The following is a 25,910-nucleotide window of genomic DNA, read 5'->3' as shown; positions in this document are numbered from 1 at the left end:
GGCCTTACGCCCCTGCCCGTTTGCGGCGCTCATACATCATCACCAGCGTTTCGGCGGTCAGCGCCGGCTTCTGCTCGCCTTCGATCTCGACGGTGTTGGCCGCCTTCATCAGATACTGGCCGGGACCCCGGTCCTCCATGGAAAGCAGCGTGGTGCGCAGCCTGATCCGCGCGCCGGCCTTGACCGGCGCCAGGAAGCGCACCTTGTCGAAGCCGTAGTTGAAGGCGGCCTGGGTGTTTTCCGGCACGATGCCCATCTCCAGCGCCAGCGCGCCGATGATCGACAAGGTCAGGTAGCCATGCGCGATCGTGGTGCGGAACGGGCTCTGCCGTTTCGCCCTTTCCGGATCGACATGGATCCACTGGTGGTCGCCCGTGCATTCGGCGAACTGGTCGATGCGCTGCTGGTCGACCGTCGTCCAGTCGGACACGCCGAGCTCCTGCCCGGACATCGTGCGCAACTGTTCGAAGGTCGGCGGCGTTCTCGGCCGTGTTTCCGTCATTCCGGCTTTCCCATCACTCTTGCCTGTCTCCCGACCATGAAGCGGCGGCCTCTGTCAATTCGCCGCCCCGCGATTTTCGCCGGTAGAGTTGATGCTTTGGGGCAGGCCGAGAACGCTCGGACACCTGCGCCGGTTGCATCGCATGTCGGTCGGTGATGGGGTCCGAAATCGCCAGGTAGCCTATTTCTTTTCGTAGCCGGCGCGGATTTCCGCCATCGCATCCCGGATCCGGTCGCGCAGGATCTCGACCGATTCGGTGCTGGATTTGCGCACAAGGTCGGCCACTTCGCTGGCATTCTTCAGCGTCGTCTCGAACGACCTGCGGGCAAACTCCGCCTGCTTGCTCATCAGGTCCTGCGGATTGCCGGGCGTCTGATAGTTCTGCGCCATCCGCGTGATCTCATGCATGGCATTCTGGACCATCTCATGCTGCCTCGCCAGCACCGAGGATGCGCCGGCCGCACTTGCCCTCGCCGATTTTTCCAGGGCTTCGAGGTTTTTGCGGTGATGGTCGAGGATCGCCTGGACGTCGACATTCGGCAGCTTGAGGTCGCGGCCGAACCTGCTGAACATGTCGAGGAACGAGTCCGGTTCCGGTTGTCTTGCCATGCCCTGCCTCCCTGCCGGCCGCCATAGGGCGCCCTTGAACGAGAATAGTGCTCCTTGGGCCCGCGTCAATTGACGAGGAACAGCCGCTCCGCCGTATGGAGCGCCAGCCCGGCAAGCCCGCCGACGATCATGCCGTTGAAGCGGATATATTGCAGGTCCCTGCCGATATTGGTCTCGATCAGCCGCGTCAGCTGCGCCAGGTCCCAGCGCTTGACCTGGTCGGCGATGAACGTCGACACCCCGCTCTTCTGGCTTTCCACGAACGAAGCCAGCGCCACGACAAAACCCTGGTTCATGTCGGCCCTGATCTGGGCGTCGTCGGCCAGATGCCTGCCGACCTCGACGAACATGTTGGCGAGGTGCTCGCGGATCGTCGAATTCGGCGCATTGACGTCCTGCTCGATGAACAGGCGCAGGCTCGTCCACGCATCGCCGGCCAGCGCCCGCACTTCCGGACGGCCGAGGAAATCGCGCTTCAGCTTCTCGGCGCGCCTTGCATATTGTTTCGAGGTCCTGAGCCGCTCGATGAAGCCAAGCACGAAACCGTCGAATTCGGCACGCATCGAATGGTTGGGATCGGCCCGCACCTCGTCGAGCAGCGAGCCTGCCGAAGCGACGATCTTCTTCAGAAGATAGGCGTCGGCGCGAAACAGGTTGAACAGCGACGGCAGTTCCTCGCGGATCTTTTCACGCATCGTTATCAGCGCCTGCTCGTCATTGAGGAAACGTCCGACGACCCGGATGAACTCGTCGAACAGCTTTTGGTGGCGGCGATCGTCGGTCAGCGCTGACAAAAGCTCCGCCGCGAGCGGCGCCAGCGGCACCTTTTCGATCTGCTCCAGCATGCGGCTGGTGACGAAGTCACGGAGACCTGATTGTTCCACCGCCGTCAATGTCTGTGGCACCAGGCGTACGACGAATCGCGACAGATCGGAGGCGCGTTCGGCGTCGGCCAGCCAGTCGGCGACCAAAGCGGCGAAATCGACCTCGGCGAGCTTCTCGCGCACCGGCTCCGGTGCCAGGAAATTGGCCTCGATGAAGCGGCCGAGATTGTCGGCGATCCGGTGCTGGTTCTCCGGAATGATGGCCGTGTGCGGGATCGGCAGCCCGAGCGGCCGCCGGAACAGCGCCACCACGGCATACCAGTCGGCGAGGCCGCCGATGGTCGCCGCCTCGGCGAAGGCCGCGACGAAGCCGAGCCACGGATGGCCGCCCTCGAAGGACTTGGCGAGCGCAAAGACGAGGATGCACAGCGCGAGCGCCGCGGCAGCGACGAACTTGGTCCGCCGCAACGCCGAGAGCTTCGCCTTGGCATCGGCGTCGAATCGAACCGGCGCGAGGGCCGAAGCTGACTGTGGCATGGAAAAGCCGTTTCCTGTTTGCACCCGCTTCTATCTAGTGGCTGCGCCGGCAAAACGCTCGTTCGAAGCGCGGGAGCACCAATCTGCGCCGGCATGCACAAAAAGTTGACACGATTATTCAGCTATGTGCCGGTCCAGTCTGGAATTGTTCCAAACTATGGGCCATATTCGGCTTCAAGCTAATATTTCGCGAGGATATCATGCGGCTCACGCGCCAGACCAATTATGCGATGCGCATTCTGATGTACTGCGCCGCTAACACCGAAAGGCTGAGCCGCATCCCCGAGATCGCCGCCGCCTATTCGGTGTCCGAGCTGTTCCTCTTCAAGATCCTGCAGCCGCTGGTCGAGGCCGGCCTGGTCGAGACCGTGCGCGGCCGCAACGGCGGGGTGCGGCTCGGCCGCGCGGCGGAACAGATCAACCTGTTCGATGTCGTGCGCGTCACCGAAGAGAGTTTCGCCATGGCCGAATGCTTCGAGAACGACGCAGCCGAATGCCCGCTGGTCGACAGCTGCGCCCTGAATTCGGCGCTGCGCGAGGCGCTCAACGCCTTCTTCGCCGTGCTTTCCCGCTACACGATCGCCGACCTCGTCGCCGCGCGCCCGAATGTGCGCAGCCTGCTCGGCATCGACCTTCTCGAGCAGCGCGCCCCAGCGGCGTGATCGGGCCCTGGCGGCTTGGTTCTCGAGGAAGGCTCGTCAACTTCGTCATCCACGGGCAGAGCGGGAGCGAAGCGGACGCGGCGACCCGAGGATCCATTCCGTTACATCGAACAAAGAATACAGCGATCCAGAAGAGGCACTGGCTCTTTAGGGTCGCTATTTCTGCATCGTCGCGGCGCACGAAGGTCACGGAATGGATTCTAGGGTCTGCGCGCGTCGCTGCGCTCCTTGCTCCGCCCTAGAATGACGAAGTCATGAGCGATGGCGCCCCTCTCGCCGCCAAGCCTAAGCCGCCGACTGCGGCAGCACGAACGGCACGCTGCCGGCGGGCAGAGCACCAACCTTCAGCCTGCAGTCAAACACCTTTTCGATCATCTCGTCGTTCAGCACGTCCGCCGGCGACCCCGCGGCCGCCAGCTGGCCGCCATGCAGCACAAAAATTCGGTTGGCATACATGGCCGTCAGATTGAGGTCGTGCAGGATCGCTACCACGCCGCCGCCGCGCCGGGCAAAATCGCGCGCGATGTCCATGATGATGAGCTGGTGCTTGATGTCGAGGCTGGAGACCGGCTCGTCGAGGAACAGATAGCGCGGCCGCCCTTCGAGCACCGGCGCCCAGACCTGGCAGAGCACGCGGGCAAGCTGCACGCGCTGCTGCTCGCCCCCGGAAAGCTCCTGGTAGAAGCGGCCGACAAAGCCGTCGAGATCCACCCGCGCCAGCGCCCGCTCGGGCAAACGCGCATCCTCGCCGGGCAGCACGCCGGAGCGTCCGCCGATCAGGCCGAGGCGAACGATCTCGCGCACGGTGAACGGGAAGGACAGCGTCGTGGCCTGCGGCAGCACCGCGCGCAGCGTGGCTGCCTCGGCCGGCTTCATGACCGACAGGTCGCGGCCGTTGAGGGTGACGGTGCCGGTATAGGCGAGCTCGCCCGTCAGCGCCTTGAGCAAAGTCGTCTTGCCGGATCCGTTCGGTCCGACGATGGCCGTCACCTCGCCGGGCCGCGCCGTGAAGTCGACATGGGAGACGACGCGCTTGCCGCTGATCGCCACCGAAATATCGCGCGCTTCGATCATGGCGAACTCATAGATCAACGATGCCGCGCTTGCGCAGCAGGATCCAAAGGAAGAACGGCGCGCCGGCGACCGCGGTGACGATGCCGATCGGCAGTTCGGCTGGCGCGACGATGGTGCGGGCGACCGCGTCGGCGATGAGAAGCAGCGATGCGCCGAGCAGGGCCGAGGCCGGCAGCAGATAACGGTTGTCCGGCCCGATCGCCAGCCGCAGCACATGCGGCACGACAATGCCGATGAAACCGATGCCGCCGCTGACCGCGACCGAAGCCCCGACCGCCGCCGACACCGCGACAACAGCCGTGTATTTCAGCCGCTGCACCGCAATGCCGAGATGGCCCGCGGTCGCTTCGCCCAGCGCCAGCGCGTTGAGGCCGCGCGACAGGAACGGCGTCGCCGATAGCGCCAGCGCGATCACCGGCCCCACCGTGCCGATCTTCGGCCATGTCGCGCCCGCAAGCGAGCCGAGCTGCCAGAAGGTCAGGTCGCGCAGTTGTCGGTCGTCGGCCATGAAGATGAGGATGCCCGTCAGCGCCATGGCAAGAGCGCTGATGGCGATGCCGGCAAGCAGCATCGTGGCGACCGACGTCCTGCCCTCGCGCGTGGCGATGGCGTAAAGCAGCAACGTCACCGCGAGCCCGCCGCAGAATGCCGCGAGTGGCAAAGCGAGCGTGCCCAGGGCAAGCGTGACGGGCGCAAGCCAGGTCGTGCCGACCACGATGATCGCCACCGCACCGAGACTGGAGCCGGCGGAGACGCCGATAAGGCCGGGATCGGCAAGCGGGTTGCGGAACAGCCCCTGCATCACCGCGCCGCAGACGGCGAGCGCCGCGCCAATCAGCACACCGAGCAGCACGCGCGGCATGCGGATGTCATAGACGATCAGCCGGTCGCGCGCCGCAAGCGCCGCGTCGGCAGGCATGGTGCTCGTAAACCAATCGCGGATGACGCGGACTGCGGAGGCGTCGGAGGCGCCCGATGTCAGCGACAGGAATACGGAAAGGGCCAGCGCCAGGCACAAGAGCGCTATGACGAACCTTGCCCGGGCCGAGCGGTCGCCATCGACCGCCATCACCCTGCCCGCCCCGGCAATGGACTGTTCGGCCATCGCCACTCAGTCCGCGACCTGGTTGCCATAAAGCGAAACGGCAAGATCATGGATGGCTTCGGCGGTGCGCGGCCCGAAGCCGAGCAGGTAACCGCCCGCCATGCTGATCATCTTGCGGTCGGCGCCCGCCGGTGTTGAAGCGACGGCCGGGTTGGCAAACAGCTCCTCTTCCGAGATCGGCAGTCCGCCGCCCTTCATCGTCAGGATGACGTCCGGCCTGGCGCTGACGATCGCCTCGTCGGTCATCGACTTGTAGCCGGAAAAACTCTCGACCGCATTGACCGCGCCGGCCATCTTGACGATGCCGTCGGCCGCCGTGTCGCTGCCGGCGGCAAGGATCTTGCCGCCCTGCGTCGACAGCACGAACAGCACGCGCTTGCGATCTTTGATCGCAGCCGTCTGCTTTTCGGCCGCCGTCAGCTTCGCGTCCGTCTCGGCGGCGAGCTTCTCCGCCTTGGCCTCGACCCCTAGCGCTTTTCCCACGACGCGGATCTTTTCGAGAATGCCCTCATGATTGTAGTGGTCCGGCACCTCGACGAAAGGCACGCTCGACTTCTTCAGCACGTCGACCGCTTCTTTCGGGCCGCTGCCCTGCAGCGCCAGGATCCCGGTCGGATTGACAGACAGGACACCCTCGGGCGACAGCGCGCGCATATAGCCGACATCCGGCAGCTTCGCCGCCGCCTCGGGATAGCTGCTGGTCGAGTCGCGGGCGACGAGGCGGCCTTCCTCGCCGAGCGCATAGACGATCTCGGTGATCGAGCCGCCTATGGAAGCGATCCGCGAGCTGTCCGAAAAGACTGTCATGCCTTCGTCCGCCTTGGCCGGCTGCAGGGCGACGGCAAGCAGGACGCCGAGCATCGGCGCGAGCGCTGCCCGGAAACTGAGAGCAAAGCGCATTGGGTGCTACCTCCTCACGCAGCGGTCGGATTAGGAATGCGGGGCAGGTTCTCGGCGAGAAAACGCCAGTCTTCCCGCTCGCCTTCGCCTTCATGGCGCTTGCCGAAGAACTGGATGATCATGCCGCCATTGGCGTCATAGGCCTCCAGCGAGGTGACATGGCCGTCCTTGGTGGGTTTGCGCACCGCCCAGACTTCGCGGATGTGGTCGGTCCTCAGATGCAGATGGAAAGTCTCGTCGAGCACGTTGAGCCACGGACTCATCGGCTTGACCGACTTGATCGGGCCGGAATGGATCTGGATGCAGCCGCGGTTGCCGACGAAGCACATGATCGGCATCTCGCTTGCCGCAGCGTGGTGGAACATGGCGATGACCGCATCATTGTCGAGCAGCCAGGCATAGTCCTGGCCCACCATGCGCACGGCCTCGCGGCGGCTGAGCTTCAACGTCTTCAGCATGCCGAAGAACTGATGCACGTCGGTAAGCCGGCTCCAGCGGTCGCGCAGATCGCCGATCGAGGCAGCCGCGCCCTGCTCTTCATCCTCTCCTTCCGCGGCGCTTGGAAGGATCGCGACGGTCGGTTCCTGGTTCGACGATTCGAGGCTCGCCACCAATTTCTGGTAAGCGTAGAGATTGGATGCGGGCTTCAGATGCACCTTGTGCACTGCCTCGCCCGCCGCGTCGAAGAACTGCAGGCTGCGGCGGATCTCGCCGCCGTTGCGCTTTTCGACGGCAAAGCCATGCGCCCAGGCCTTCGGGAAGATGCGCAGGTCGATGTTCTCGCCAAGCACCATGGCGTTGTGGTTGCCGGTGACGACCTTGTCGTAGACGCCGATCTTCTCGTGCACAGCGCTTTCGTTCCGGGTCAGCGCCATCACCTCGCCGACCGCCTCGAGGCCGGTCAAAAGGTCGTTGACGCGCGGCTCGACACGGACAGTGCCGAAGCCGCAGTGCGCTGCAACCAGTTCCGCTTCCGAAATGCCCAATTGCGCCGAGAGATCGCGCTCCCGCATTTTCGGATTTTCTTCTCGCGCCCGCCGGATTTCCTCCGGCGACGGCTTAACGCGCTGGTCCATTTCGTCCACCCGTATTGTCTGATGTCTGCTCGCCCGCCGGTTCCGATCACTTGTTGAGGATCAGCTTGCCCTGGCGGGTGATCTTCAGGCGGTAGAGAGCGCCATGATGCTCGATGCCGATCTCGTGCTCGCCCTGGAACAGCGTGTTGCTGGAGAGCGTCCTCACCGCCAACGGTACCCTTTCGTAATGCATCTGCGTGTCTTCCGGGCGGCGGACGCGATAGCGGAAATCGTTGGGATTGTGCGTGTTCATCGGGTCGGTCCTTTCCTCTGACGGCCACCTTGGCCGCAGCCTCATAAAATGCCGATTCAATTCTTGACTATAATAGTCATGTTTACTAGTCGTGCATTACCGGAGTAAATGAGTCAAGATTTAAGACGCCGGACGTGATCAAAAATGCGAGCGAGCCACCGGCCAGCCAGCTGCGAGCCTGAAATCTGGAGTTGGGGCAATGGGGTTGGCGACTTGGGGACGGACAGGCCTTGCAGGCAATAGTGCGGGGCCGGGCTTTCGATCGATTGCAAAGACAATCGCCGCATTGATGGCCGGAGCGGCGGCGATCGCGCTCAGCGCGCACGCCGCCAAAGCGCAGCAAGCCGCGCAGCCGGTCAACCAGCAGCAGGCCGATCAGAAAAAGAAGGCTGACGAGAAGGCCGCGGCCGAAGGGACGCTGCTCGACAAGATCCTCGTCATCAGCCGCACCGGCGAAACCGCGATCCAGTCGCTGGCTTCCGCCAGCCATGTCGACCAGGAGCAGCTCGACCGCCGCATGGCGACGACGCCGAACGAGATGCTGCTCGGCGTGCCCGGTGTCACCGTGCAGGCCGACGCGCGGCGTGTCTCTTCGAGCATCAACATCCGCGGCCTCCAGGATTTCGGCCGCGTCGCGGTGATCGTCGACGGCGCAAGGCAGGACTTCCAGCGCTCGGACCACGGCACGCAGTCGACCTTCTATGTCGATCCCGAGCTCATCAAGTCCGTCGACGTCATCCGCGGCCCGGTTGCCAACACGTATGGCTCCGGCGCCATCGGCGGCGTCGTCTTCTTCGACACCAAGGACGCGGCCGATTTCCTCAAGCCGGATGAGACTTGGGCCGGCTCGCTGACCGGGCGCTATGAAAGCAACGGCAAGGGCTGGACCACCAGTGCGACCGGCGTTTACCGGATCAACGAGAACTGGGATGTTCTCGGCAACATCGTCTACCGCGACTACGACGACTATAAGAACGGCGGCGGCGACACCGTTGCCGGCACCGGTTTCAATGTGCTGAGCGGCCTGCTCAAGACCACCATACGCCCAACCGAAAACAGCGAATTGAAGCTCGGCTGGGTTGGCTCCAAGGACGGCTGGACCGAGACCAGCGGCGGCGTGCCGGCGAATGACGTCGACCTCAAGTCGAACACTTTCACAGCTCGCTACAACATCACCGACGATGCCAGGAGTTGGCTCGACCTCCACATCAACGCCTCCTACAACAGAACCAATCTCGACCTGACGACGCTTACTGCGCAGAACCGCTTCGATCCGGTGACCGGCCTGCCCGTGCTGCTGCCCGCCGGCTCGCTGTCGACCTTCGATGTCGGCACGACCGGCATCGACATCTGGAACACGTCGCGCTTCGAGACGGCGAGCGTCGCCCACGAACTGACCTATGGCGGTGACTGGGTCGGCGACGACGTCGATACCGGCGGCACAGCCGGCGGCGACTCCTTCTACACGCCGTCGGGCAAGCGCAACGTCTCCGGCGCCTACATCCAGGACAAGCTGACTTGGGAGTGGCTCGAGGTCATTGGCGGCCTGCGCTACGACCATTACAGTCTGGAGGACGACACGAATGAGACCTCCGGCGACCGAGTATCGCCGCGCATCACGGTCGGCGTCTCGCCCTTCGAAAGCGCCGGCCTGGCCGGCCTGCAGTTCTACGGCACCTACGCCGAAGGCTACCGCTCGCCCTCGCTGACCGAGACGCTGATCAGCGGCAACCATCCGGCCGGGGTCAGCTTCCCGTTCCTGCCCAATCCGAACCTCAAGCCCGAGACCGGCAAGACAGTCGAGTTCGGCGTCAACTACCAGCAGAACGACATCATCGAGGGCGGCGACGCGCTGCGGCTCAAGGCAGCCTACTTCCACAACAATGTCGACGATTACATCGACGGCGTGACGCTCTCGCCCTTCGATCCAACCAGCGGCTGCCCGTTCGGTCCGGGCATTCCAATCTGCTTCCAATACCAGAACTTCGCCAAGGCCAAGATCAATGGTTTCGAGCTGGAAAGCGTCTATGACGCCGGCTGGGGCTATGCCGGCCTGTCGGCCTCCATCATCGACGGCCACACCATCTCCTATGAAGGCGAGCGCGCCGACCTCGCGACCATCCCCTCCTCGCAGGTGACGGCCCAGCTCGGCCTGCGCTTCCTCCAGGACAAACTGACCGTCGGCGGCGAGGTTCAGTACAACGGCAAGCCGAAGGGCAATCCGGTTGCCAAGGATTTTACACTGGTCAACGCCTTCGCCAGCTACCAGGCGACTGATAATCTCAAGCTCGACTTCCGCGCCGACAATCTGTTCGACGTCAAATACACCAACCCGCTCAACGGAAGCACGACCGCCATCCTCTATGAGCCTGGCGTCACGCTGAAGCTGGCGGCAACCATGCGTTTTGGCGGCTGAGGAATGGAAAGCTTGACGGCATCGCCTCGCCTGCTGACCTCGGCGCTGGCGATGTCGCTCGGCCTGGCGCCGGCGTGGGCCCAGTCCGCGCCGACTCCGGCCCGAGGCGCTTTCGGCGTATAGGGATGGGATTGCATCCGGCCATTCCGCATGGCGCCGTGGCGTGGCCTGCCTCCGGTCCAGCGCCATGGGCGGCAACCGATCTTGATTTGACAATTCCTTCTCGCGTGCGGCAGGTCTCGGCGCCAGACATGCAGGACATCAATCACCCTTCCGATGCAGGCAATGAACCGGCGATCAAGCCGGACGCGCCGCTCATGCAGACGCGGCAATCCGCGGGAGACCGCAGATGGGCAGTGGCGATCATCGCCTCCGGCCTGCTCCATGGCGCCGCCGCGGCAGCGTTTCTGATCGCACCCGCGGGGACATTCGTTTCCGCGGACGCGATCAGGGCCGAGGGCGCCGACCAGTCCGGCGCCAACGTCATCGGCAGCGCCTTGGACGACCAGGCGTCCGGCGCGGTGGATGTTACCCTGGTCCCGAATCCGCAGCCGGTGAAGCGCCAGGCCGCGAAACCCGCTCCGCCGGCCGAGGCGACGCAGCCGGCAAGTGAGCAAGTGGCGCGCCAGCCTCCGCCGGAAGCCGTCAACGAGCCGGCCTCGGATATCCTGGCGGCCGCCACACCGCGCCAGGATGATCAGAGCGTCTCCACGGACAGCAAGCCGACGCCTGCGATCGAGCCGCAAAGCCCCCAAGCGCCTCCTGCCGAGCCCGAGCAATCGCCGGTCCCGAGCGCGACATCGAGCGCATCAGCCGCGCCGGCGGGGCCAAGCGAAACCGTTGAACCGCGAGGCACGGCGGATGGCGATACGCGCGACGCGCCGGTCGTCGCCAGCAAGGGCAAGAAACACGCCGCCGGCAATGCTCTGGAATCCCGCTACAGTGGTGAAATCCAGAAGAAGCTTGCCCGCGCCAACCGTCGCGTTTCCAAATCGATCCAGGCCAAGGCTCGCAACAATGCCCGGGTGGTTTTCGTCGTCGCGGCCGACGGCACCGTAAGCGACCTGCAGCTCGCCGAAAGTTCAGGATCCGCCGAGCTCGATCAGTTCGCCTTGACGCTGGTGCGCAAACAGGCACCGTTCCCTCCCATTCCACCCGAGACCGGAAAATCGAGCTGGGTGTTCAAGGCGCGGATCGGCCCTTTTTAAAACTTTCGCCATCTCAAGAATTCGTGCATTTCGAAAGGAAACCAATGTATATCGCCATGAACCGCTTCAAGGTCCAGAACGGCTCGGAAGAAGCCTTCGAGAATGTCTGGAAGAACCGCGATTCAAGCCTCTCCGGAATGCAGGGTTTCAGGGAATTCCACCTGCTGCGCGGCCCGGTCAACGAGACCGAGGGCTACACGCTGTTCGCCTCGCACACGGTCTGGGCAAGCCAGGAGGATTTCGTCGCCTGGACGAAATCGGAGAACTTCCGCGCCGCCCATCGCAATGCCGGCGGCTCGAAGGTGCACTATCTGGGCCACCCGCAGTTCGAAGGATTCTCGGTCGTCGAAGGCGCCTGAAACGCGCCTCCGCCAAAAGAGCCCGTCTCGAGCTGACTATGCCGCGGCGAGCAAACTGGCGTTCCCGCCCGCCGCCGTGGTGTCGACGCAGACCGCGCGTTCATGCGCGTAGGCCGCCGGGTTGAGCACCTCGCTGACCAGCGGGACGATCGGCCCGGAGCGCTCGGCAATCACCTTGCGCACGATGCGCGCCGCCTCCGGCGTGCCGGAGAAGGCGACGACATCGACGCGCAGCGAACGCGCCTCGACCGGATCGGGCCGGCCGTCGATCGCCGCCAGCGGCAGACCCTTGCCGGTCAGCGCCGATAGCGCCGCCGGCGCGCCCGGCGCCACGGCCAGCACCGCATTGCCGGCCGCAAGCGCCTGGATCGTCTGGGAAAGCAGCGTCTCGGCATCGGGGCCTAGACACAGCACTCGGCCACGCGGTGCCAGCGACAGCGTGTTGGCCTCGCCGGTCGGTCCCGGCAGGTCGACCTGGCCGAAATCGAGGCTGGCGGCTGCGGCGATTGCCGCCGCGCCCTTGCCGCGCAGATGCTTCCTCAGGATCGCCACGCGGTCCGGCCGCGTCGACCAGCCGCCCAGCGTCGGATCCGGCAGATTGCCGGCAAGCTCGGTCGCGGTCACCTTGTGGCCTTCCCCAACCTCGGTGCCGGCCTCAGGCCCCTTGCGGAAGCGGCGCAGATAATGCGGTCCGCCGGCCTTCGGGCCGGTGCCTGAAAGCCCCTCGCCGCCGAAGGGCTGCGAGCCGACGACGGCGCCGATCTGATTGCGGTTGACATAGATGTTGCCAGCATGGATGCCGTCGACGAAATGCTGGACGCGGCCTTCGATGCGGGTGTGCAGGCCGAAGGTCAGCCCATAGCCCTTGCGGTTGATGGCGGCAATCACTGCGTCGATCTCGTCAGCATCGAAGGTCGCGACATGCAGCACCGGGCCGAACACCTCGCGCTCCATTTCCTCGATACCCTTGACCCGGAAGACATGCGGCGCGACGAAACGGCCGGTTGCCGGCGCTTCGAATCTCGCGATCAGCCTGCCTTCCAGCCCCTTCTTCTTGCAATAATCGCTGATCGACGCTTGCGCCTCATCGTCGATGACAGGGCCGACATCGGTCGAGATGGCCCAGGGATTGCCGACATTGAGCGCTTCCATCGCGCCCTTCAGCATCTCCAGCATTTTCTTCTCGACGTCCTTCTGGACATAGAGAACGCGCAACGCCGAGCAGCGCTGGCCGGCGCTCTGGAAGGCCGAGGCGAGGATGTCGCGCACCGCCTGTTCCGGCAGCGCGGTGGAATCGACGATCATCGCATTCAATCCGCCGGTCTCGGCGATCAGCATCGCATCGGGCGCCGCGGTCTCGGCCAATTGCTTCTCGATCAGCTTGGCGACCTCGGTCGAGCCGGTGAAGCAGACGCCGGCGATGCGCGGATCGGCCGTCAGCGGCGCACCGACCGAGGCGCCATCGCCCGGCAAAAGCTGAATGACGTCTTCCGGCACGCCGGCCTCGCGCAGCATCTCGACGGCGCGGAAGGCGATTAGCGGCGTCTGCTCCGCCGGCTTCGCGATCACCGAATTGCCGGTAACCAAAGCCGCCGCGATCTGGCCGGTGAAGATCGCCAGCGGAAAATTCCACGGCGAGATGCACACGATCGCGCCGCGCGCTTGCGTGCCCGCTTCGGCATTGGCCGCCTCGGCGGCGTAGTAGCGCAGGAAGTCGACCGCCTCGCGCACTTCGGCGACGCCGTCGGCCAGCGATTTGCCGGCCTCGCGGGCGGCGAGAGCGAAGAACTCGACCGCATTGGCCTCGTAGAGGTCGGCGGCGCGATTGAGGATCGCGGCGCGCTCGGCAACCGGACGCTTCGCCCAGGCGGGTTGCGCGTCGACGGCGATGCGCACGGCGGTCGCCACCTGCTTGGCTGCCGCCTCATGCACCGTGCCGACGATCTCGTCGGGCTTGGCCGGATTGACGATCTGGCGCGGCTGGCCGTAGCCCGCGGCGCGCGTCACCGGCTTGGCGTGCCAGCGATCCGCGCCGGCGAACGCCGTCCTCGCCTTCTCGATGGCCGCGAGCGTCACCGGATCGGTGATGTCGAAGCCCTTGGAATTGCGGCGCCCGGCGCCGAAGATCGCGGCGGGACGGGCGATCGCCGGATTGGCGGCCGGCCCCTGCGTCTCGACCACCGCGAGCGGATCGCGCGCGATCTCCTCGGGCTCGACCTCCTCGTCGGTCAACTGGTGAACGAATGAGGAGTTGGCGCCGTTTTCCAGCAGACGGCGCACCAGATAGGCGAGAAGGTCCGAATGCGCGCCGACCGGCGCATAGATGCGACAGCGCGTGCCCTCGGCCTGCCGCACCGTCTCGTGCAGCGCCTCGCCCATGCCGTGCAGGCGCTGGAACTCGAAGCTGTCGGGGTCCTTCGCCATCGATAGGATGGCGGCAACCGTGTGCGCGTTATGTGTGGCGAATTGCGGATAGATGCGGTCGGTCATCGACAGCAGCTTCTTCGCGCAGGCGAGATACGAAACATCGGTGTTAGCCTTGCGGGTGAAGACGGGATAACCGGACAAGCCAAGCGTCTGCGCCCGCTTGATCTCGGTGTCCCAATAGGCGCCCTTCACCAGCCGCACCATGATTTTGCGATCGTATTTCCTGGCAAGCGCATAGAGCCAGTCGATGGCGAAGGCCGCGCGCGGGCCATAGGCCTGGATGACGACGCCGAAACCGTCCCAGCCGGCAAGCTCCGGCTCGGCCAGCACGCGTTCGATGACGTCGAGCGACAGGTCGAGCCGGTCCGCCTCCTCGGCATCGATGTTGAGGCCCATGCGCGAATGCCGGGCGGCAAGCGCCAAGGACAGCAGCCGCTCGGCCATCACCGGCAGCATCGTCTCGCGCTGCGCCACCTCGTAGCGCGGATGCAGCGCCGAGAGCTTGACCGAAATGCCGTGATTGTAACGGATGTCGGGACCGTTCGACCCTGCATCGAGCGAGGAGATCGCGTCGGCATAGGCGCGGTGGTAGCGCAGCGCGTCGGCTTCGGTGCGGGCCGCCTCGCCCAACATGTCGAAGGAATAGAGGTAGCCCTTCTGCGTCATCGGCCGGCCGCGCCTGACGGCCTCGGCGATGGTGCGGCCGAGCACGAACTGCTCGCCCATCTCGCGCATTGCCGCGGCGACCGCCTTGCGGATCACCGGTTCGCCCAGCCTGCGCACCATGGCGCGCAGCGTGCCTTCGATGCCGCCCTCGCCCTCGTCGAGCACGCGGCCGGTCAGCATCAGCGCCCAGGTCGAGGCGTTGACGAAGATGGAGCTCGAGCCGCCCGAATGCGCCGACCAGTCATGCGGCGCGATCTTGTCGGCGATGAGATCGTCCATCGTCTCGGCATCGGGCACGCGCAGCAGCGCTTCGGCCAGGCACATCAGCGCCACGCCTTCCTTGGTCGACAGGCCGTAGGCCGAGAGAAAGACCTCCATCAGCCGTGGATCGGTGGATCCGCGCACCGCACGCACCAGATCGGCCGCGCGCGCCGAGATCGCCTTGCGCTCTTCCGCCGAAAGCCCGGCCGCCGCTGACAGGCGCTTCACCGCCTCGTCTTCGTCGGGCAAATAATTGGCGCGGATCTGCTGGCGGATGGCGTCGAGCGGCATGTCGGGGTCCATGAAAGCGAGCGTGAGCGAACGGTCTGGCGGTCGCCGGACCGAATGGCGCAAGCTAGCACAGCTGCAGATTCCAGTCGGTCCAAAGAATTCGACATGGCAGACTGATCGATCTAACATATAGCGACTAGTCCCATCATTTCGACTGCAATTTTGATGACCGAAGACCAATTGGACCGCATTGACCGCAACATCCTGTCCGCGCTCGGGCGCGACGGTCGGCTTTCGATGTCTGAACTGGCTTTGAAGGTCGGCTTGTCGAAGACGCCGGTGCAGGCGCGCGTGAAACGGCTGGAGAAGGACGGCTATATCAGAGGCTACCGCGCCGTCATCGACCGCGAGCGCATGGGCGAAGGCCACGTCGCCTTCGTCCAGGTGAAGCTGTCAGACACCCGCTCGGCGGCGCTCGACGCCTTCAACCGCGCGGTGCAGGGCGTGCCCGAGATCGAGCAATGCCACATGATGGCGTCGAGCTTCGATTATCTGCTGAAGGTCCGCACCACCGACATCGCCGCCTACCGCCGGGTGCTCGGCGAGCGCATCTCCGCCCTGCCCCACGTCGCCCAGACGTCGACCTTCGTGGCGATGGAGACGGTGAAGGATCGCTAACCTACTCGGACAAGGTCTTGAGGAAAGCCACCAGCGCGGCCCGCTCGCGCTCGGACAGGTCGAGCGGGTGCACTTCGGAGACCCCTTCCACGCTGGGCGGCGCCTTCGAATAATGCGCCACCACCTCCTCGAGTGTCGCGAACTGGCCGGCATGCATGTAGGGCGGCCGGCTTGCGGCCCCCCTGAGCGACGGCGTCTTGTAGGCACGCATGATTTGCGGACCGTCCTTGACCATGAAACGCAGCTCGCGGCAGGCGCTCTCGTCGCCGTCGCGGAACTTGCCGAAGCAGTTGAAAGGATCGGCCCCGACCTGCGCCACGGCATCGACGCGCCCGCGGTCAGGCGGCAGGCCGTCGACCGGCGGCACGCCGGTGTTGTGGAAGGAGTTGTCGGTGAAGCGCGGGCCGTTGTGGCAGGTCACGCAATTGGACTTGCCGATGAACAGCTTCAGCCCAAGGACTTCCTCCGGCGAGAATGCCGCTTCCCCTTCCGGCTTGGCGCCGGTCGCCAGATCGATGGCGAAGCGGTCGAAGCGCGTCTGCTCAGGCTCGATCGATCGCTCGAAGGCGGCGATCGCCTTGCCGATATTGGCGAAGACGCGGTTGACGTCGTCTTGCCGGCCGGCGGGCATGGCGTTCCACGCCGCCTTCTCGGCATCGCTGCCGAGTGGGGTGGCATTGGCCGGCACGCCGGAAAGGTCCGGCAACGGTCCGAAGATGCGCTCATAGCGCTCGCCGAACCGCTTCTTGATGTAGTGCGCGAAGGCGGCCCGGTTGCCGGCCTGCTCCAGCGGGTTTTCAAGCGGCGTCAGCGCCTGCGCCCACAGGCTGTCGCGCCTTCCGTCCCAGAACAACCATGGATCGCGCGCCACGCCCGCCAGCGGCATCGTGCGGCGGTTGGTGTGGCCGACGCCGACCGCCTGCGGCAGGTCGTCCTGGAACTGGCGGTCGATCTTGTGGCAGGTCGAGCAGGACACCGTACCGTCGCGGCTCATGCCGGCATCGAAGAACAGGGTCGAGCCGAGCGCGGCAGCCGCCGGCACATCCGCATACTGGTTCGTGGTGTCGGGTTTCAATGACGGCAGCGTGTTCAGCACCAAAGATGCAATGGTCTTCTTCTCGGCGTCGCTGAACTGCGGCTCACCGCAGCCGCCCAAGGCGAGAGCGGCTAAAGCCAAGAGGCTCGCAACGCTGATCAGCCGCCTCATCGCCCGCTCACAACACGATATTGAAGACGACGGAATCGGAGCCCGCCGCCGCCGAAATACCGAAGTGCAGCTGCCACCAGCCGCTCATCGTGAACTTCACGCCGTCGATGCGATAGCGCCCCTGGCCCAAATAGTCGGTCGCCTGCGGACTGGTCGGCAGGCCGTGATCGTGCCGCGGCATCCCGCCGGAAACGGTGATGGCCGCTCCTTCCACCGGCGCGCCGGCGGCGGTCTTCAGCGTCAGCAGCCAGGACTGCAGCTCGCCCTGCCGGACGACGCCGCGCTCCGGCTCGAAGCTCGCGACGAACAGGCCGTTCGCCGTCTTTTTCGAGCGCGACAGGTCCGGTCCGGGCGCCGATTGCGGCAGCGTCAGATAGACTGCGGCCACGATGCCGACCAGCAGCACGGCAAGACCGAGACCCGCAAGAATGTAACGCCATATCGATGCCAAGCCCGTTCCTCTTCGGCTGCTAACGTCGCGGGCCGCTTGTCGCGTCCCGCCCTGCCTGTGGGAAATCGCTTCTGGCGCAAAATTCGCCGGTAGCTAAGCATGGCGCTGCCGGCCGCAAAAAGCTACAGCAACAATATCTTAGGAAGGGATAAGCCCGCATGGCCAATGGTATCGCGTCGATCGGCGAATGCATGCTGGAATTGTCGGGCCAGGCCGGCCCGAACTGGCGGATGGGTTTTGCCGGCGATACCTTCAACACGCTCTGGGCATTGCACGCCTTGAGCCCGGATCGGCCCGCGACCTATGTGACGGCCTTCGGCGACGATCCCTTCTCGCACGACCAGATCGCTTTCTTTGCCGAGAACGGCATCGGCATAGGCAACAGCCCGGTCATTGCCGGCGCGCGCCCCGGCCTTTACGCCATAACGCTTACAGGAGCCGAGCGCGCCTTCACCTACTGGCGAAGCGACGCGGCCGCGCGCCAGCTCGCCTCGGATCCGGCAGCACTGGCAAAAGGCCTTGAAAACCAGGCGCTTGTCTATTTTTCCGGAATCACCCTGGCGATTCTGGACGCGGCGGCGCGCCAAACCCTCCTCTCGGCCGTGGCGACTGCCCGCAAGGCCGGCTCGCTCGTCGCCTTCGACCCGAATTACCGGCCGCGTCTGTGGCCGAGCCGCGAAGCGGCGCAGGCCGCGATCCTGGAAGCGCTTGCGGTGGCCGATATCGCGCTTCCGACTTTTCCGGACGAGCAGATGCTGTTCGGCGACGCGACGCCGCAGGCAACGGCGGAACGCCTTGGCAAGCTGATCGGCGAGGTCGTGGTCAAGAACGGCGAACAGCCGGCTCTGATTGCGCTGAACGGCGCTTCGCAGACCGTTGACGCGCTGCATGTGGCTGCCCCCGTCGACACAACGGGCGCCGGCGATTCCTTCAACGGCGGCTATCTCGCCGCCCGGCTTGCCGGCCGCGCGCCTGCCGACGCGACACGCCGGGCGCACAAAGTCGCCGCCGCGGTGGTGCAGGTTCGCGGTGCGCTGGCGCCGTTTGAGACCTTGCGGACCGCCTTCGACAGTTAAGCGCTATCGAAGCTTGGGTGGACTTCACTTCAATATTGGAAAACTTTAGGGCAAGCGGAACCGATATTCCGTCACCTGATGATAGATCTGCCCGGGCCACAGCGTCGCCTGCGGGAAATAAGGCCGGTTCGGCGCGTCCGGCCATGTCTGAGCTTCGAGGCAGAGGCCTGAAAACGCCTTGTAGCGGCGGCCGTCGAGCCCCGGCGATGTCGGCGCGACGAACTGACCGCTATAGAGCTGCAGTCCCGGTTCGGTGGTCCAGACTTCCATCTCGACGCCGGAATTGGCGCCTTGCACCCAGGCAGCCTGGTGCAGCGGCCCGCGGCTGGAGGCCAGGCAGTAATTCAGGTCGTAGCGAAGCTGCTCGCCTTCCATTTCCATGCGCAGCGGCCGCGCCTGCCGGAAATCGTAGGGCGTGCCGTCGACCGGCTTCACGACACCTGTGGGGATCATCTCATCATCGACCGGCGTGTAGGCGCCGGCGTTGAGCATCAGCCGGTGGTCGAGGATGTCGCCGGCGCCGCCGTCGTCGAGATTGAAATAGGAATGCTGCGCGAGGTTGCAGAGCGTCGGCTCCTCGCAGGTCGCGGTCAGCTCCATGCTGAGCGTGCCTGGGATCTTCAGCCGATACGTGCAGGTGACGTCGAGCGCGCCGGGAAAGCCCATCGCGCCGTCCGGATCGTGCAGCGTCAGCGTCACGAAATCGCGGCCATGCAGCGAGACCGTCCACGGCCGGCGGAAAAAGCCTTCCGAGCCGCCATGCAGCGTGTGCTTGCCGAGAAAATTCTGCTCGGTCTGGAAGCGGTTGCCGGCGATGGTGAAGCGGCCGCCGCCGATGCGGTTGGCGAAGCGGCCGACGATGGCGCCAAAGAAGGCGCGGTCGGTCTCGTAGGGCTCGAATCGGTCGTAGCCAAGCACCAGCGGCGCGTCATGGCCGCTCAGCCTGAGGTCCTGAATGATGGCGCCGAGCCCGATGATGTTGGCCGTGATGCCGCCGCCGCGGATGGTGAAGCGGCGCACGGCCTCGCCCGCCTGCGTCGTGCCGAAGACCTCGCCGTCTTTCATCGCCATGCCCGAAATGTCATTACCGATCCGTGGATTTTGGCCGGCTGCGTATCATCCGGCAAGCGCAGGCTAAAGCAATTCCAGGAAAAGTGCGCAGCGGCTTTGCGCCAAGACAAGGCGATAGAGCAGTCCACCGTTGTCTGAAACGGTGGACTGCTGGGTGCGCCTGCCCCTGTTCCGGGGATCGATATCAGAGCCCTAGGCCGCCGAAGCAGGCATATTTGGTGTCGAGATAGTCCTCGATGCCCTGATGCCCGCCTTCGCGGCCGAGACCGGATTCCTTGACGCCGCCGAACGGCGCCTCGGGCGTGGTGATCAGGCCTTCATTGACGCCGACCATGCCGTATTTCAGGCCTTCCATCACCCGGAAGGCGCGGCCGAGATCGCCGGTGTAGAAATAAGCGGCAAGGCCGAACTCGGTGTCGTTGGCCAGCGCGATCGCCTCTTCTTCGGTCTCGAACTTGAACACAGGCGCGATCGGCCCAAAAATCTCTTCCTTCATGAAGCGCATGTTCGGCGTGGCGCCGGAGATCACCGTCGGCTGGAAGAACGAACCGCCGAGCGCATGGCGCTTGCCGCCGGCGACGACCTTGCCACCCTTCGACGTCGCATCGGCGATGAATTCTTCGACCTTCTCGACCGCTTTCTCGTCGATCAGCGGCCCCTGCTGCACGCCTTCCTCGAGGCCCGAGCCGACCTTGAGATTGTTGCTGGCGGCAGCCAGCTTCTCGACGAACTTGTCGTAGATGCCGGCCTGCACCAGGAAGCGGTTGGTGCACACGCAGGTCTGGCCGGAATTGCGGTACTTGGCCGTGATGGCGCCAGCGACGGCGCGATCGACATCGGCGTCGTCGAAGACCAGGAACGGCGCGTTGCCGCCAAGCTCCATCGACACTTTCTTGACCGTCGCGGCCGACTTCTGGATCAGGATCTTGCCGACCTCGGTCGAGCCGGTGAAGGTGATCTTCTTGACCAGCGGGTTGGCGCAGATCTCGTCGCCGATCTCGCCGGCCGAACCGGTGACAACGTTGACGACGCCTTTCGGGAAACCGACCTCCTCGACAAGCGCGCCCCAGGCGAGGCCCGAGTAAGGCGTCTGCGAGGCGGGCTTGACCACCGCGGTGCAGCCGGCGGCCAAAGCCGGGCCGATCTTGCGGGCGAGCATCGAGGACGGGAAATTCCACGGCGTGATGGCGGCGATGACACCGACCGGCTCCTTGGTCACCAGGATGCGGCGGTCGCCCCATGGCGACGGAACGATGTCGCCATAGACGCGGCGGCCTTCCTCCGCGAACCAGAGGATATAGCTGGCGGCCGAGCCGATCTCGCCTTTGGATTCGGTGAGCGACTTGCCCTGCTCGATGGTCAAGAGCTCGGCCAGCACATCCTGATTGTCCATCATCGCGTCATGCAGCTTGCGCAGGAGCTTCGAGCGCTCGAGCGCGGTGGTCTTGCGCCAGCCCTTGAAGGCTTCCTCGGCGGCTTCGATCGCGCGGCGGGTCTCGGCCTTGCCGGCCTTAGGCACGGTGCCGATCTTGAGGCCGGTCGCCGGATTGTTGACGTCGATGGTCTGGCCGCTGTCGGCCTGCACCCATTCACCATTGATGAGGTTGGCCTGGCGCATGAAATGGCTGGTTTTCTGAAGCATGGTCTGGCCTCCGTTCGGCGCGCTGATCGGCCGTTTTTCTGGATATCCGTTGAGGCGTGCTTCAAGAGCCGCACGCCGGCGCATTGCTCTTACCTAGGGAAAGGCGGGCAAGCAATCACAAGATGGCATATAGGGGTTGGGCCAGCAAAAGCGAGCCGCCTTCAGCGGCTCTATCCGAAGACGTGGATCACCACCGTCAGCCAGAACGACGTGGTTACCACCGCGCTTGCGGTGGCAAGCGTCATCTGGTTCGAGGCCAGCGCCTGGCCGGTGTTGAACTGGACGGCGATCAGATAGGAGTTGATGCCCGAAGGCAGTGCCGCAACCACCACCGCGACCTTGGCCGTCAGCGGCGGCAGGCCGAGCAGCCAGACGAAGGCCAGCACCAGCGCCGGCATCACGAACAGTTTCAGCACCGACAGCGCCAGCGCCGGCCTGATATTGCCTGAGATGCCGAAGCGGCGCAGGCTGAGCCCCATGGCGAACAGCGCCACCGGACCGGCCGTGTCCGCGAGCGTATTGACCAACCGTTCGACCAGGTCCGGCAGCGGCGCGCCGGTGAGGCGCCAGGCGAGCCCCACCAGGATGCCGATGATCAGCGGATTGAGGAACAGGCGCCTGAGGAAGTTTTTGACGACGCGCAGCGGATGCACCGTCTCGCCGCTGCCGCGCCCGAACATCTCGAACAGCACGATCGAGGCCATCATCATGATTGGCAGGTGGACCGAGACCAGCAGCGACAGCACCTCGAATCCTCTGGCGCCGAATATGCCGAGGACGAAGGGCGCGCCGAGCAGCACCACATTGGAATAAGCCGAGGACACGCCGCCGACGATGCCGGCGCGTGCATCTCGCTTGAAAACGCGCGTCATCATCAGATGGCCCGTGGTCCAGGTGATGGCGGCGGCCGCAAAATAGGCGCCCCACAGCGACCAGGGCGTTACGCCATGGAAATCCGATTTGACCATGGTCCGGAAGAGCAGCAGCGGCATCGCCACGCTGACGGCGAATTCCGAAATGCCCTCCCCGCTCGCCGGCTTCAGATAGAAGGTGAGCCCGGTCAGATAGCCGAGCGCCACAAGGCTGAAGACGAAGAGGACGGTTTCGGTAAGCGGCGTCATTTCTTGGGCGGAGACATTTTTCCCGTGATAGGCGGGCCTTGACTGCGGCGCAATCGCACCGAACGGAACGGCGCTCCATTTGCTCTGCTGCCCCGCTGCTTGTCTTTCAGCCTGCTTTGCGGTCCCTATATGCCAATCACCTCCTTGCCTTTGCGGGCTGCCATAGGACTTCCGATGCTGCGACTTGCCCTGGCGCTCTTCCTGCTTGCCGTTCCCACCCTGGCCCACGCGACCGACGCGGGCTGGGCGTTGCTGCGCGACGGCGGCCATGTCGTTCTGCTTCGCCATGCCTTCGTCACCGGAGCTGCCGACCCGGCCAATTTCGACATCGGCAATTGCGCCACGCAGCTCAACCTGTCGGAGCGCGGCAAGCAGCAGGCAAGCCGCATCGGCGCGCTGTTCGCGGCGCGCTCGGCGCCGATCGATCACGTACTCTCCAGCCGCTACTGCCGCTGCCTCGATACTGCCCGCATCGCTTTCGAATCCGAGCCGCAGCCCTTCGCGCCCCTCGACCTGCTGAAAACCGACCCGGCCGAAAAGGCCGCGCAAATGGCCGCGATCATGAAGGAGATCCGTGGCTATTCCGGCTCCGATAATCTGGTGCTGGTCACGCATGTGGAGAACATCGAGGCGCTCACCGGCGTAGCGCCGCGCGAGGGCGAGGCCGTGGTGGTGGCGCCGGACGGTGATGGTCTCAAGGTGCTCGGCCGCGTGACTTTTTGAGTCAAGCCGGACTGGCCGCCCCATTCTTCGACAGCCAGGCGTTGATGCCTATCTTCCAGCTTTCGATCATATCGACGAAGGCGTCCTCCGTCAGCTCTGACAGATATGATTGTCCGGTCTCGCCCAGAGCCGTGAACGTATAGGCAATCGACGCCTGCGTGCTCTCGCCGCCAGTGTCTCGGCAGGTCACCTCGACAAATCCGAAACGCGATCCCGGCGTCACCCTTGCATAACGCACGCGATGCTCGCTAGGCTGCCAGTCGGTGCAGGCCCACAGCGTAGTCTCGTCGCCGTGGCTCGTCCGGAAGACCATCCCCTCCTGTGTTTCGCCGCCGCGCGGATGGAGGAATTCGGGATCCCAGCCCTCGACCCACAAGGTCTCTCCGATCGGCGTGAACAAGGGGAAGACGCGATCGATGGGGCCGGCAAGGTCGATGCTGTGGCAGTGCTCAAGATGGTTCGTCATTTGCTTTCTCCGTCGTTTCCACAAGCCGGTGGCTGTCGGCCGCGCCGAGTTCCAAGCCGTAGATGCGCTTCAACTGCCCGATCGTTTCGAGCGTCCCGGGCGAAAACGGCGTTTGCCCCTCGAAGGCATGCAGCACGATGCCTTCGATCAGATCGCCAAGACTGATGTCTTGATGCTCAGCCAAAGCCTTGAGCACCTTCACCAGCCGCTTTTCCAGCCGCACACCGGTCTGCACACGTTCTATCGTCACGTGTTCAATGTACCATGGTACATTGGTACATTGAAGCCTGGGATGTGATCGGCGCCACTGTTGCCGAAACGGCACAATGGAAAGAAGCCGCAAATCCGCCGCGACAATGCCGCTTGCGACAACCCGTCGCAGGGTCTATAGGCGCGCTCCCGGTCACGAAAACCGAAGCGAGCACAACGGTTGGAGCTTTCGTCTCCGCCCGCGCAGCCGGCTCTGCCGCGCTGTGTACGGCGCCGTTTCGGGTGTTGGGATCGCCGATGTAGCTCAGAGGTTAGAGCGCCGGATTTAGGTCCGGAGGTCGAGGGTTCGAGTCCCTTCATCAGCACCACGGATAGCTCAGTTTGGTTAGAGCATCAGATTTGTCATCTGACTGTCGAAGGTTCGATTCCTTCTCCAACGGCCTGATAAGCCGACACCTTCAGGTGGTGTTATCCAAAACGGTCCGGGGACCGGAATGCGAGGATTTCACGGACGGCAAGGCTTCGGCCTCGCCGGGCGGTGACGTTCTGCGCCATCGGCTCGCGGCCAGGCTCGCGGTGACGATCAAGGCGCGGCGCGGCCGGCAAAGGAAGCTTCGGCTTCCGGCGCCCGCTTCGCCGCCCCGCGATCCGCTCCCGAGGGCCCGCCGCGGATCGATGCCACCGATCCCCGGATCATTCGTGCCCGGGAGACGAAGTACGACGTGAAACGAGAAACGAAAGGATGATCGACGCATGACGTGACGCCTCACATGGGGCCATGCCCGACAGGAGTAAGACAATGAAGACCATTCTCGAAAAGCTTCTTGGACGCCAGCGCGTCCTCGTGAAGGAAAATGAACGTGCCGTCGCCCTCTACAAGGGTGAGATCCGGGCGATCCTGATGCCGGGCGAGCATTGGCTCGCCAACCGGCGCGGCAACCTGGAAATCTCCAGGCACGACCTGAAGAACCCGGAATTCGTTTCGGCTTACGAGAAGGCGTTGTTCGACAAGCTCCCGGATGTGGCCGCGCGTCACCTCACCGTCATCCGCACCGGGCGTACCGACGTCGCCGTCGTCGAGCGCGACGGCGCCTTGCATGCCGTGCTCAACCCGGATCGCAAGCTCGTGCTGTGGACGGATGCCGGCCCGTGGAAGGTCACGTCCGTCGACACGGCGGCCGATCTCGCCGTCGATCCGGCCTTGATGCGCCGGATCGGCCAGGCCCGGAAGACGGAACATGTGTTCCTCTATCCGGTCGTGGACGGCCAGGTCGGGTTGCTGTTCGTGGATGGCGTCTACACCCGCACGCTTGCCGCGGGTGTGCACGCCTTCTGGAATGTCGGGCGCATGGTCCAGGTGAAGGTCGTCGACGTCAAGCGCCAGTCGCTCGATGTCGCCGGGCAGGAAATGCTGACCAAGGATCGCGTGACGATCCGCGTCAACATCGCCGCCGAATACCGGGTCGTCGATCCGGTGACGGCGGTGAGCACGGTGAAGGACTTCTCCGAAGCCCTCTACCGCGCCCTGCAGTATGCCTTCCGCAAGACGCTTGGCGCGCTCACGCTCGACCAGATCCTCGACAAGAAGGTCACGGTCGACGAGGACTCGGCTGCCAAGGTGCGCGACGACATGGCCGTGATCGGCGTCGAGGTCAGCGATATCGCTCTCAAGGATGTGATCCTGCCGGGCGACATGCGCGAGATCCTCAACCAGGTGGTTTCGGCCGAGAAGCAGGCCGAGGCCAACGTCATCCGCCGCCGCGAGGAGACGAACGCCACCCGTTCGCTGCTCAACACGGCCAAGGTGATGGCCGAGAACCCGGTGATGCTGCGACTGAAGGAGCTCGAGGCTCTCGAGGCCATCGCCGGCAAGGTCGAGCGGCTCACCGTCCACAACGGGACGGGCGGGTTGCTCAACGACCTGGTCAAGCTCCGCGGCCGATGCATGTCGCCCAACGTGGTTCCGGCTTTGGGAAGACGGCATGCGACACAAAGCTGACGCGGCGTTAAATGGGAGGGGCCGCAGGGCAAGCCGGCGGCCCTTCTTGCGCTCCCAAAGCCCACATCCCATCTGCGTCGGCGCGTCAGGCCTTTTCCTGCCGGGAAAAACCGATTAGACAGCGCCCAAACAAAGATGCGGACAGATTCCGCCCGC

24 protein-coding genes and 2 tRNA genes are annotated in these 25,910 nt (G+C 64.8%); 10 read left to right on the top strand and 16 right to left on the bottom strand.

Annotation, left to right across the window (positions count from 1 at the left end):
- Window positions 1–4 precede the first annotated feature (4 nt).
- The 3 genes from LB529_RS24585 to LB529_RS24575 form a co-directional block, all read right to left on the bottom strand.
- On the bottom strand, window positions 5–502 hold the full coding sequence (locus LB529_RS24585) for a MaoC family dehydratase (protein ID WP_095764985.1): 498 nt from the start codon (window positions 500–502) through the stop codon (window positions 5–7).
- Between the two features lie 180 nt (window positions 503–682).
- Complete coding sequence (locus tag LB529_RS24580) at window positions 683–1,111, bottom strand: phasin family protein (protein WP_095764984.1); 429 nt, start codon at window positions 1,109–1,111, stop codon at window positions 683–685.
- 65 nt (window positions 1,112–1,176) lie between these two features.
- Window positions 1,177–2,472, bottom strand: coding sequence for a DUF445 domain-containing protein (locus LB529_RS24575; RefSeq protein ID WP_224712536.1), 1,296 nt, complete (start codon window positions 2,470–2,472; stop codon window positions 1,177–1,179).
- 200 nt (window positions 2,473–2,672) lie between these two features.
- On the opposite strand from LB529_RS24575, the gene rirA reads away from it, so the two are divergent.
- Entirely contained in the window at window positions 2,673–3,134 is a 462-nt protein-coding gene (rirA, locus tag LB529_RS24570) for an iron-responsive transcriptional regulator RirA (protein WP_140543679.1), read from the top strand.
- Between the two features lie 285 nt (window positions 3,135–3,419).
- Here the strand turns inward: rirA and LB529_RS24565 are convergent, their stop codons facing one another.
- Genes LB529_RS24565 through hemP form a run of 5 tightly spaced genes read right to left on the bottom strand, consistent with a single transcriptional unit; the run spans window position 3,420 to window position 7,542 of the window.
- Window positions 3,420–4,208, bottom strand: a complete 789-nt coding sequence (locus LB529_RS24565) for a heme ABC transporter ATP-binding protein (RefSeq protein WP_224712535.1) — start codon at window positions 4,206–4,208, stop codon at window positions 3,420–3,422.
- A 7-nt stretch (window positions 4,209–4,215) separates the two neighbouring features.
- On the bottom strand, window positions 4,216–5,313 hold the full coding sequence (locus LB529_RS24560) for a FecCD family ABC transporter permease (protein WP_224712534.1): 1,098 nt from the start codon (window positions 5,311–5,313) through the stop codon (window positions 4,216–4,218).
- A gap of 6 nt (window positions 5,314–5,319) precedes the next feature.
- A complete protein-coding gene (locus tag LB529_RS24555) occupies window positions 5,320–6,213 on the bottom strand; it encodes a hemin ABC transporter substrate-binding protein (protein WP_224712533.1) in 894 nt (297 codons plus the stop codon).
- A gap of 14 nt (window positions 6,214–6,227) precedes the next feature.
- The gene (locus LB529_RS24550) at window positions 6,228–7,289 is read right to left on the bottom strand and encodes a hemin-degrading factor (RefSeq protein WP_224712532.1); all 1,062 of its coding nucleotides are present in this window, start codon (window positions 7,287–7,289) and stop codon (window positions 6,228–6,230) included.
- A gap of 46 nt (window positions 7,290–7,335) precedes the next feature.
- On the bottom strand, window positions 7,336–7,542 hold the full coding sequence (hemP, locus tag LB529_RS24545) for a hemin uptake protein HemP (protein ID WP_095765558.1): 207 nt from the start codon (window positions 7,540–7,542) through the stop codon (window positions 7,336–7,338).
- 199 nt (window positions 7,543–7,741) lie between these two features.
- On the opposite strand from hemP, the gene LB529_RS24540 reads away from it, so the two are divergent.
- The 3 genes from LB529_RS24540 (at window position 7,742) to LB529_RS24530 (ending at window position 11,525) form a co-directional block, all read left to right on the top strand.
- Window positions 7,742–9,958, top strand: coding sequence for a TonB-dependent hemoglobin/transferrin/lactoferrin family receptor (locus LB529_RS24540; RefSeq protein WP_411962574.1), 2,217 nt, complete (start codon window positions 7,742–7,744; stop codon window positions 9,956–9,958).
- 251 nt (window positions 9,959–10,209) lie between these two features.
- Window positions 10,210–11,166, top strand: a complete 957-nt coding sequence (locus LB529_RS24535; protein ID WP_224712530.1) for an energy transducer TonB — start codon at window positions 10,210–10,212, stop codon at window positions 11,164–11,166.
- A gap of 44 nt (window positions 11,167–11,210) precedes the next feature.
- Complete coding sequence (locus LB529_RS24530) at window positions 11,211–11,525, top strand: antibiotic biosynthesis monooxygenase family protein (protein ID WP_224625968.1); 315 nt, start codon at window positions 11,211–11,213, stop codon at window positions 11,523–11,525.
- A 36-nt stretch (window positions 11,526–11,561) separates the two neighbouring features.
- Here LB529_RS24530 and putA read toward each other — a convergent pair whose 3' ends face one another.
- Window positions 11,562–15,170, bottom strand: a complete 3,609-nt coding sequence (gene putA / locus LB529_RS24525) for a bifunctional proline dehydrogenase/L-glutamate gamma-semialdehyde dehydrogenase PutA (protein ID WP_224712529.1) — start codon at window positions 15,168–15,170, stop codon at window positions 11,562–11,564.
- A gap of 165 nt (window positions 15,171–15,335) precedes the next feature.
- Between putA and LB529_RS24520 the strand changes: the two genes are divergently transcribed.
- A complete protein-coding gene (locus tag LB529_RS24520) occupies window positions 15,336–15,788 on the top strand; it encodes an Lrp/AsnC family transcriptional regulator (protein ID WP_040981793.1) in 453 nt (150 codons plus the stop codon).
- A 1-nt stretch (window position 15,789) separates the two neighbouring features.
- Here the strand turns inward: LB529_RS24520 and LB529_RS24515 are convergent, their stop codons facing one another.
- Entirely contained in the window at window positions 15,790–16,995 is a 1,206-nt protein-coding gene (locus LB529_RS24515; protein ID WP_224712528.1) for a cytochrome-c peroxidase, read from the bottom strand.
- 7 nt (window positions 16,996–17,002) lie between these two features.
- Window positions 17,003–17,446, bottom strand: coding sequence for a FixH family protein (locus LB529_RS24510; protein ID WP_224609327.1), 444 nt, complete (start codon window positions 17,444–17,446; stop codon window positions 17,003–17,005).
- A 158-nt stretch (window positions 17,447–17,604) separates the two neighbouring features.
- Here LB529_RS24510 and LB529_RS24505 point away from each other — a divergent pair, with 158 nt between their 5' ends.
- The gene (locus LB529_RS24505; protein WP_224712527.1) at window positions 17,605–18,522 is read left to right on the top strand and encodes a sugar kinase; all 918 of its coding nucleotides are present in this window, start codon (window positions 17,605–17,607) and stop codon (window positions 18,520–18,522) included.
- A gap of 45 nt (window positions 18,523–18,567) precedes the next feature.
- Here the strand turns inward: LB529_RS24505 and LB529_RS24500 are convergent, their stop codons facing one another.
- From LB529_RS24500 to LB529_RS24490, 3 genes are all read right to left on the bottom strand, one after another.
- Complete coding sequence (locus tag LB529_RS24500) at window positions 18,568–19,593, bottom strand: aldose epimerase family protein (protein ID WP_224712526.1); 1,026 nt, start codon at window positions 19,591–19,593, stop codon at window positions 18,568–18,570.
- Between the two features lie 184 nt (window positions 19,594–19,777).
- Entirely contained in the window at window positions 19,778–21,235 is a 1,458-nt protein-coding gene (locus LB529_RS24495) for an NAD-dependent succinate-semialdehyde dehydrogenase (RefSeq protein WP_224712525.1), read from the bottom strand.
- A 170-nt stretch (window positions 21,236–21,405) separates the two neighbouring features.
- Window positions 21,406–22,356, bottom strand: a complete 951-nt coding sequence (locus LB529_RS24490; RefSeq protein WP_224712524.1) for an AEC family transporter — start codon at window positions 22,354–22,356, stop codon at window positions 21,406–21,408.
- A gap of 174 nt (window positions 22,357–22,530) precedes the next feature.
- Between LB529_RS24490 and LB529_RS24485 the strand changes: the two genes are divergently transcribed.
- A complete protein-coding gene (locus LB529_RS24485; protein ID WP_224609313.1) occupies window positions 22,531–23,079 on the top strand; it encodes a histidine phosphatase family protein in 549 nt (182 codons plus the stop codon).
- 1 nt (window position 23,080) lies between these two features.
- Here LB529_RS24485 and LB529_RS24480 read toward each other — a convergent pair whose 3' ends face one another.
- Together LB529_RS24480 and LB529_RS24475 are read right to left on the bottom strand one after the other, a co-directional pair.
- Window positions 23,081–23,545, bottom strand: coding sequence for a hypothetical protein (locus tag LB529_RS24480; RefSeq protein ID WP_224712523.1), 465 nt, complete (start codon window positions 23,543–23,545; stop codon window positions 23,081–23,083).
- Window positions 23,529–23,747: a hypothetical protein gene (locus LB529_RS24475; RefSeq protein ID WP_224712522.1), complete on the bottom strand. Its 219-nt coding sequence runs from the start codon at window positions 23,745–23,747 to the stop codon at window positions 23,529–23,531. The genes LB529_RS24480 and LB529_RS24475 overlap by 17 nt, the downstream gene beginning before the upstream one ends.
- Before the next feature lie 301 nt (window positions 23,748–24,048).
- Here LB529_RS24475 and LB529_RS24470 point away from each other — a divergent pair.
- The 3 genes from LB529_RS24470 to LB529_RS24460 all read left to right on the top strand — a co-directional run bounded on the left by LB529_RS24470 (window position 24,049) and on the right by LB529_RS24460 (window position 25,754).
- A tRNA-OTHER gene (locus LB529_RS24470) sits at window positions 24,049–24,123 on the top strand.
- A gap of 1 nt (window position 24,124) precedes the next feature.
- Window positions 24,125–24,192: transfer RNA gene (locus LB529_RS24465), tRNA-Thr, on the top strand.
- A gap of 362 nt (window positions 24,193–24,554) precedes the next feature.
- Window positions 24,555–25,754, top strand: a complete 1,200-nt coding sequence (locus LB529_RS24460) for a slipin family protein (RefSeq protein ID WP_224712521.1) — start codon at window positions 24,555–24,557, stop codon at window positions 25,752–25,754.
- The last annotated feature ends 156 nt before the right edge of the window (window positions 25,755–25,910 follow it).

Origin of the sequence: Mesorhizobium sp. CA5 (genome assembly GCF_020165105.1) — a bacterium.
Lineage (GTDB): Bacteria > Pseudomonadota > Alphaproteobacteria > Rhizobiales > Rhizobiaceae > Mesorhizobium.
Note: the sequence above shows the minus strand (reverse complement) of the source record. Positions and strands in the feature narration are given on the sequence as shown.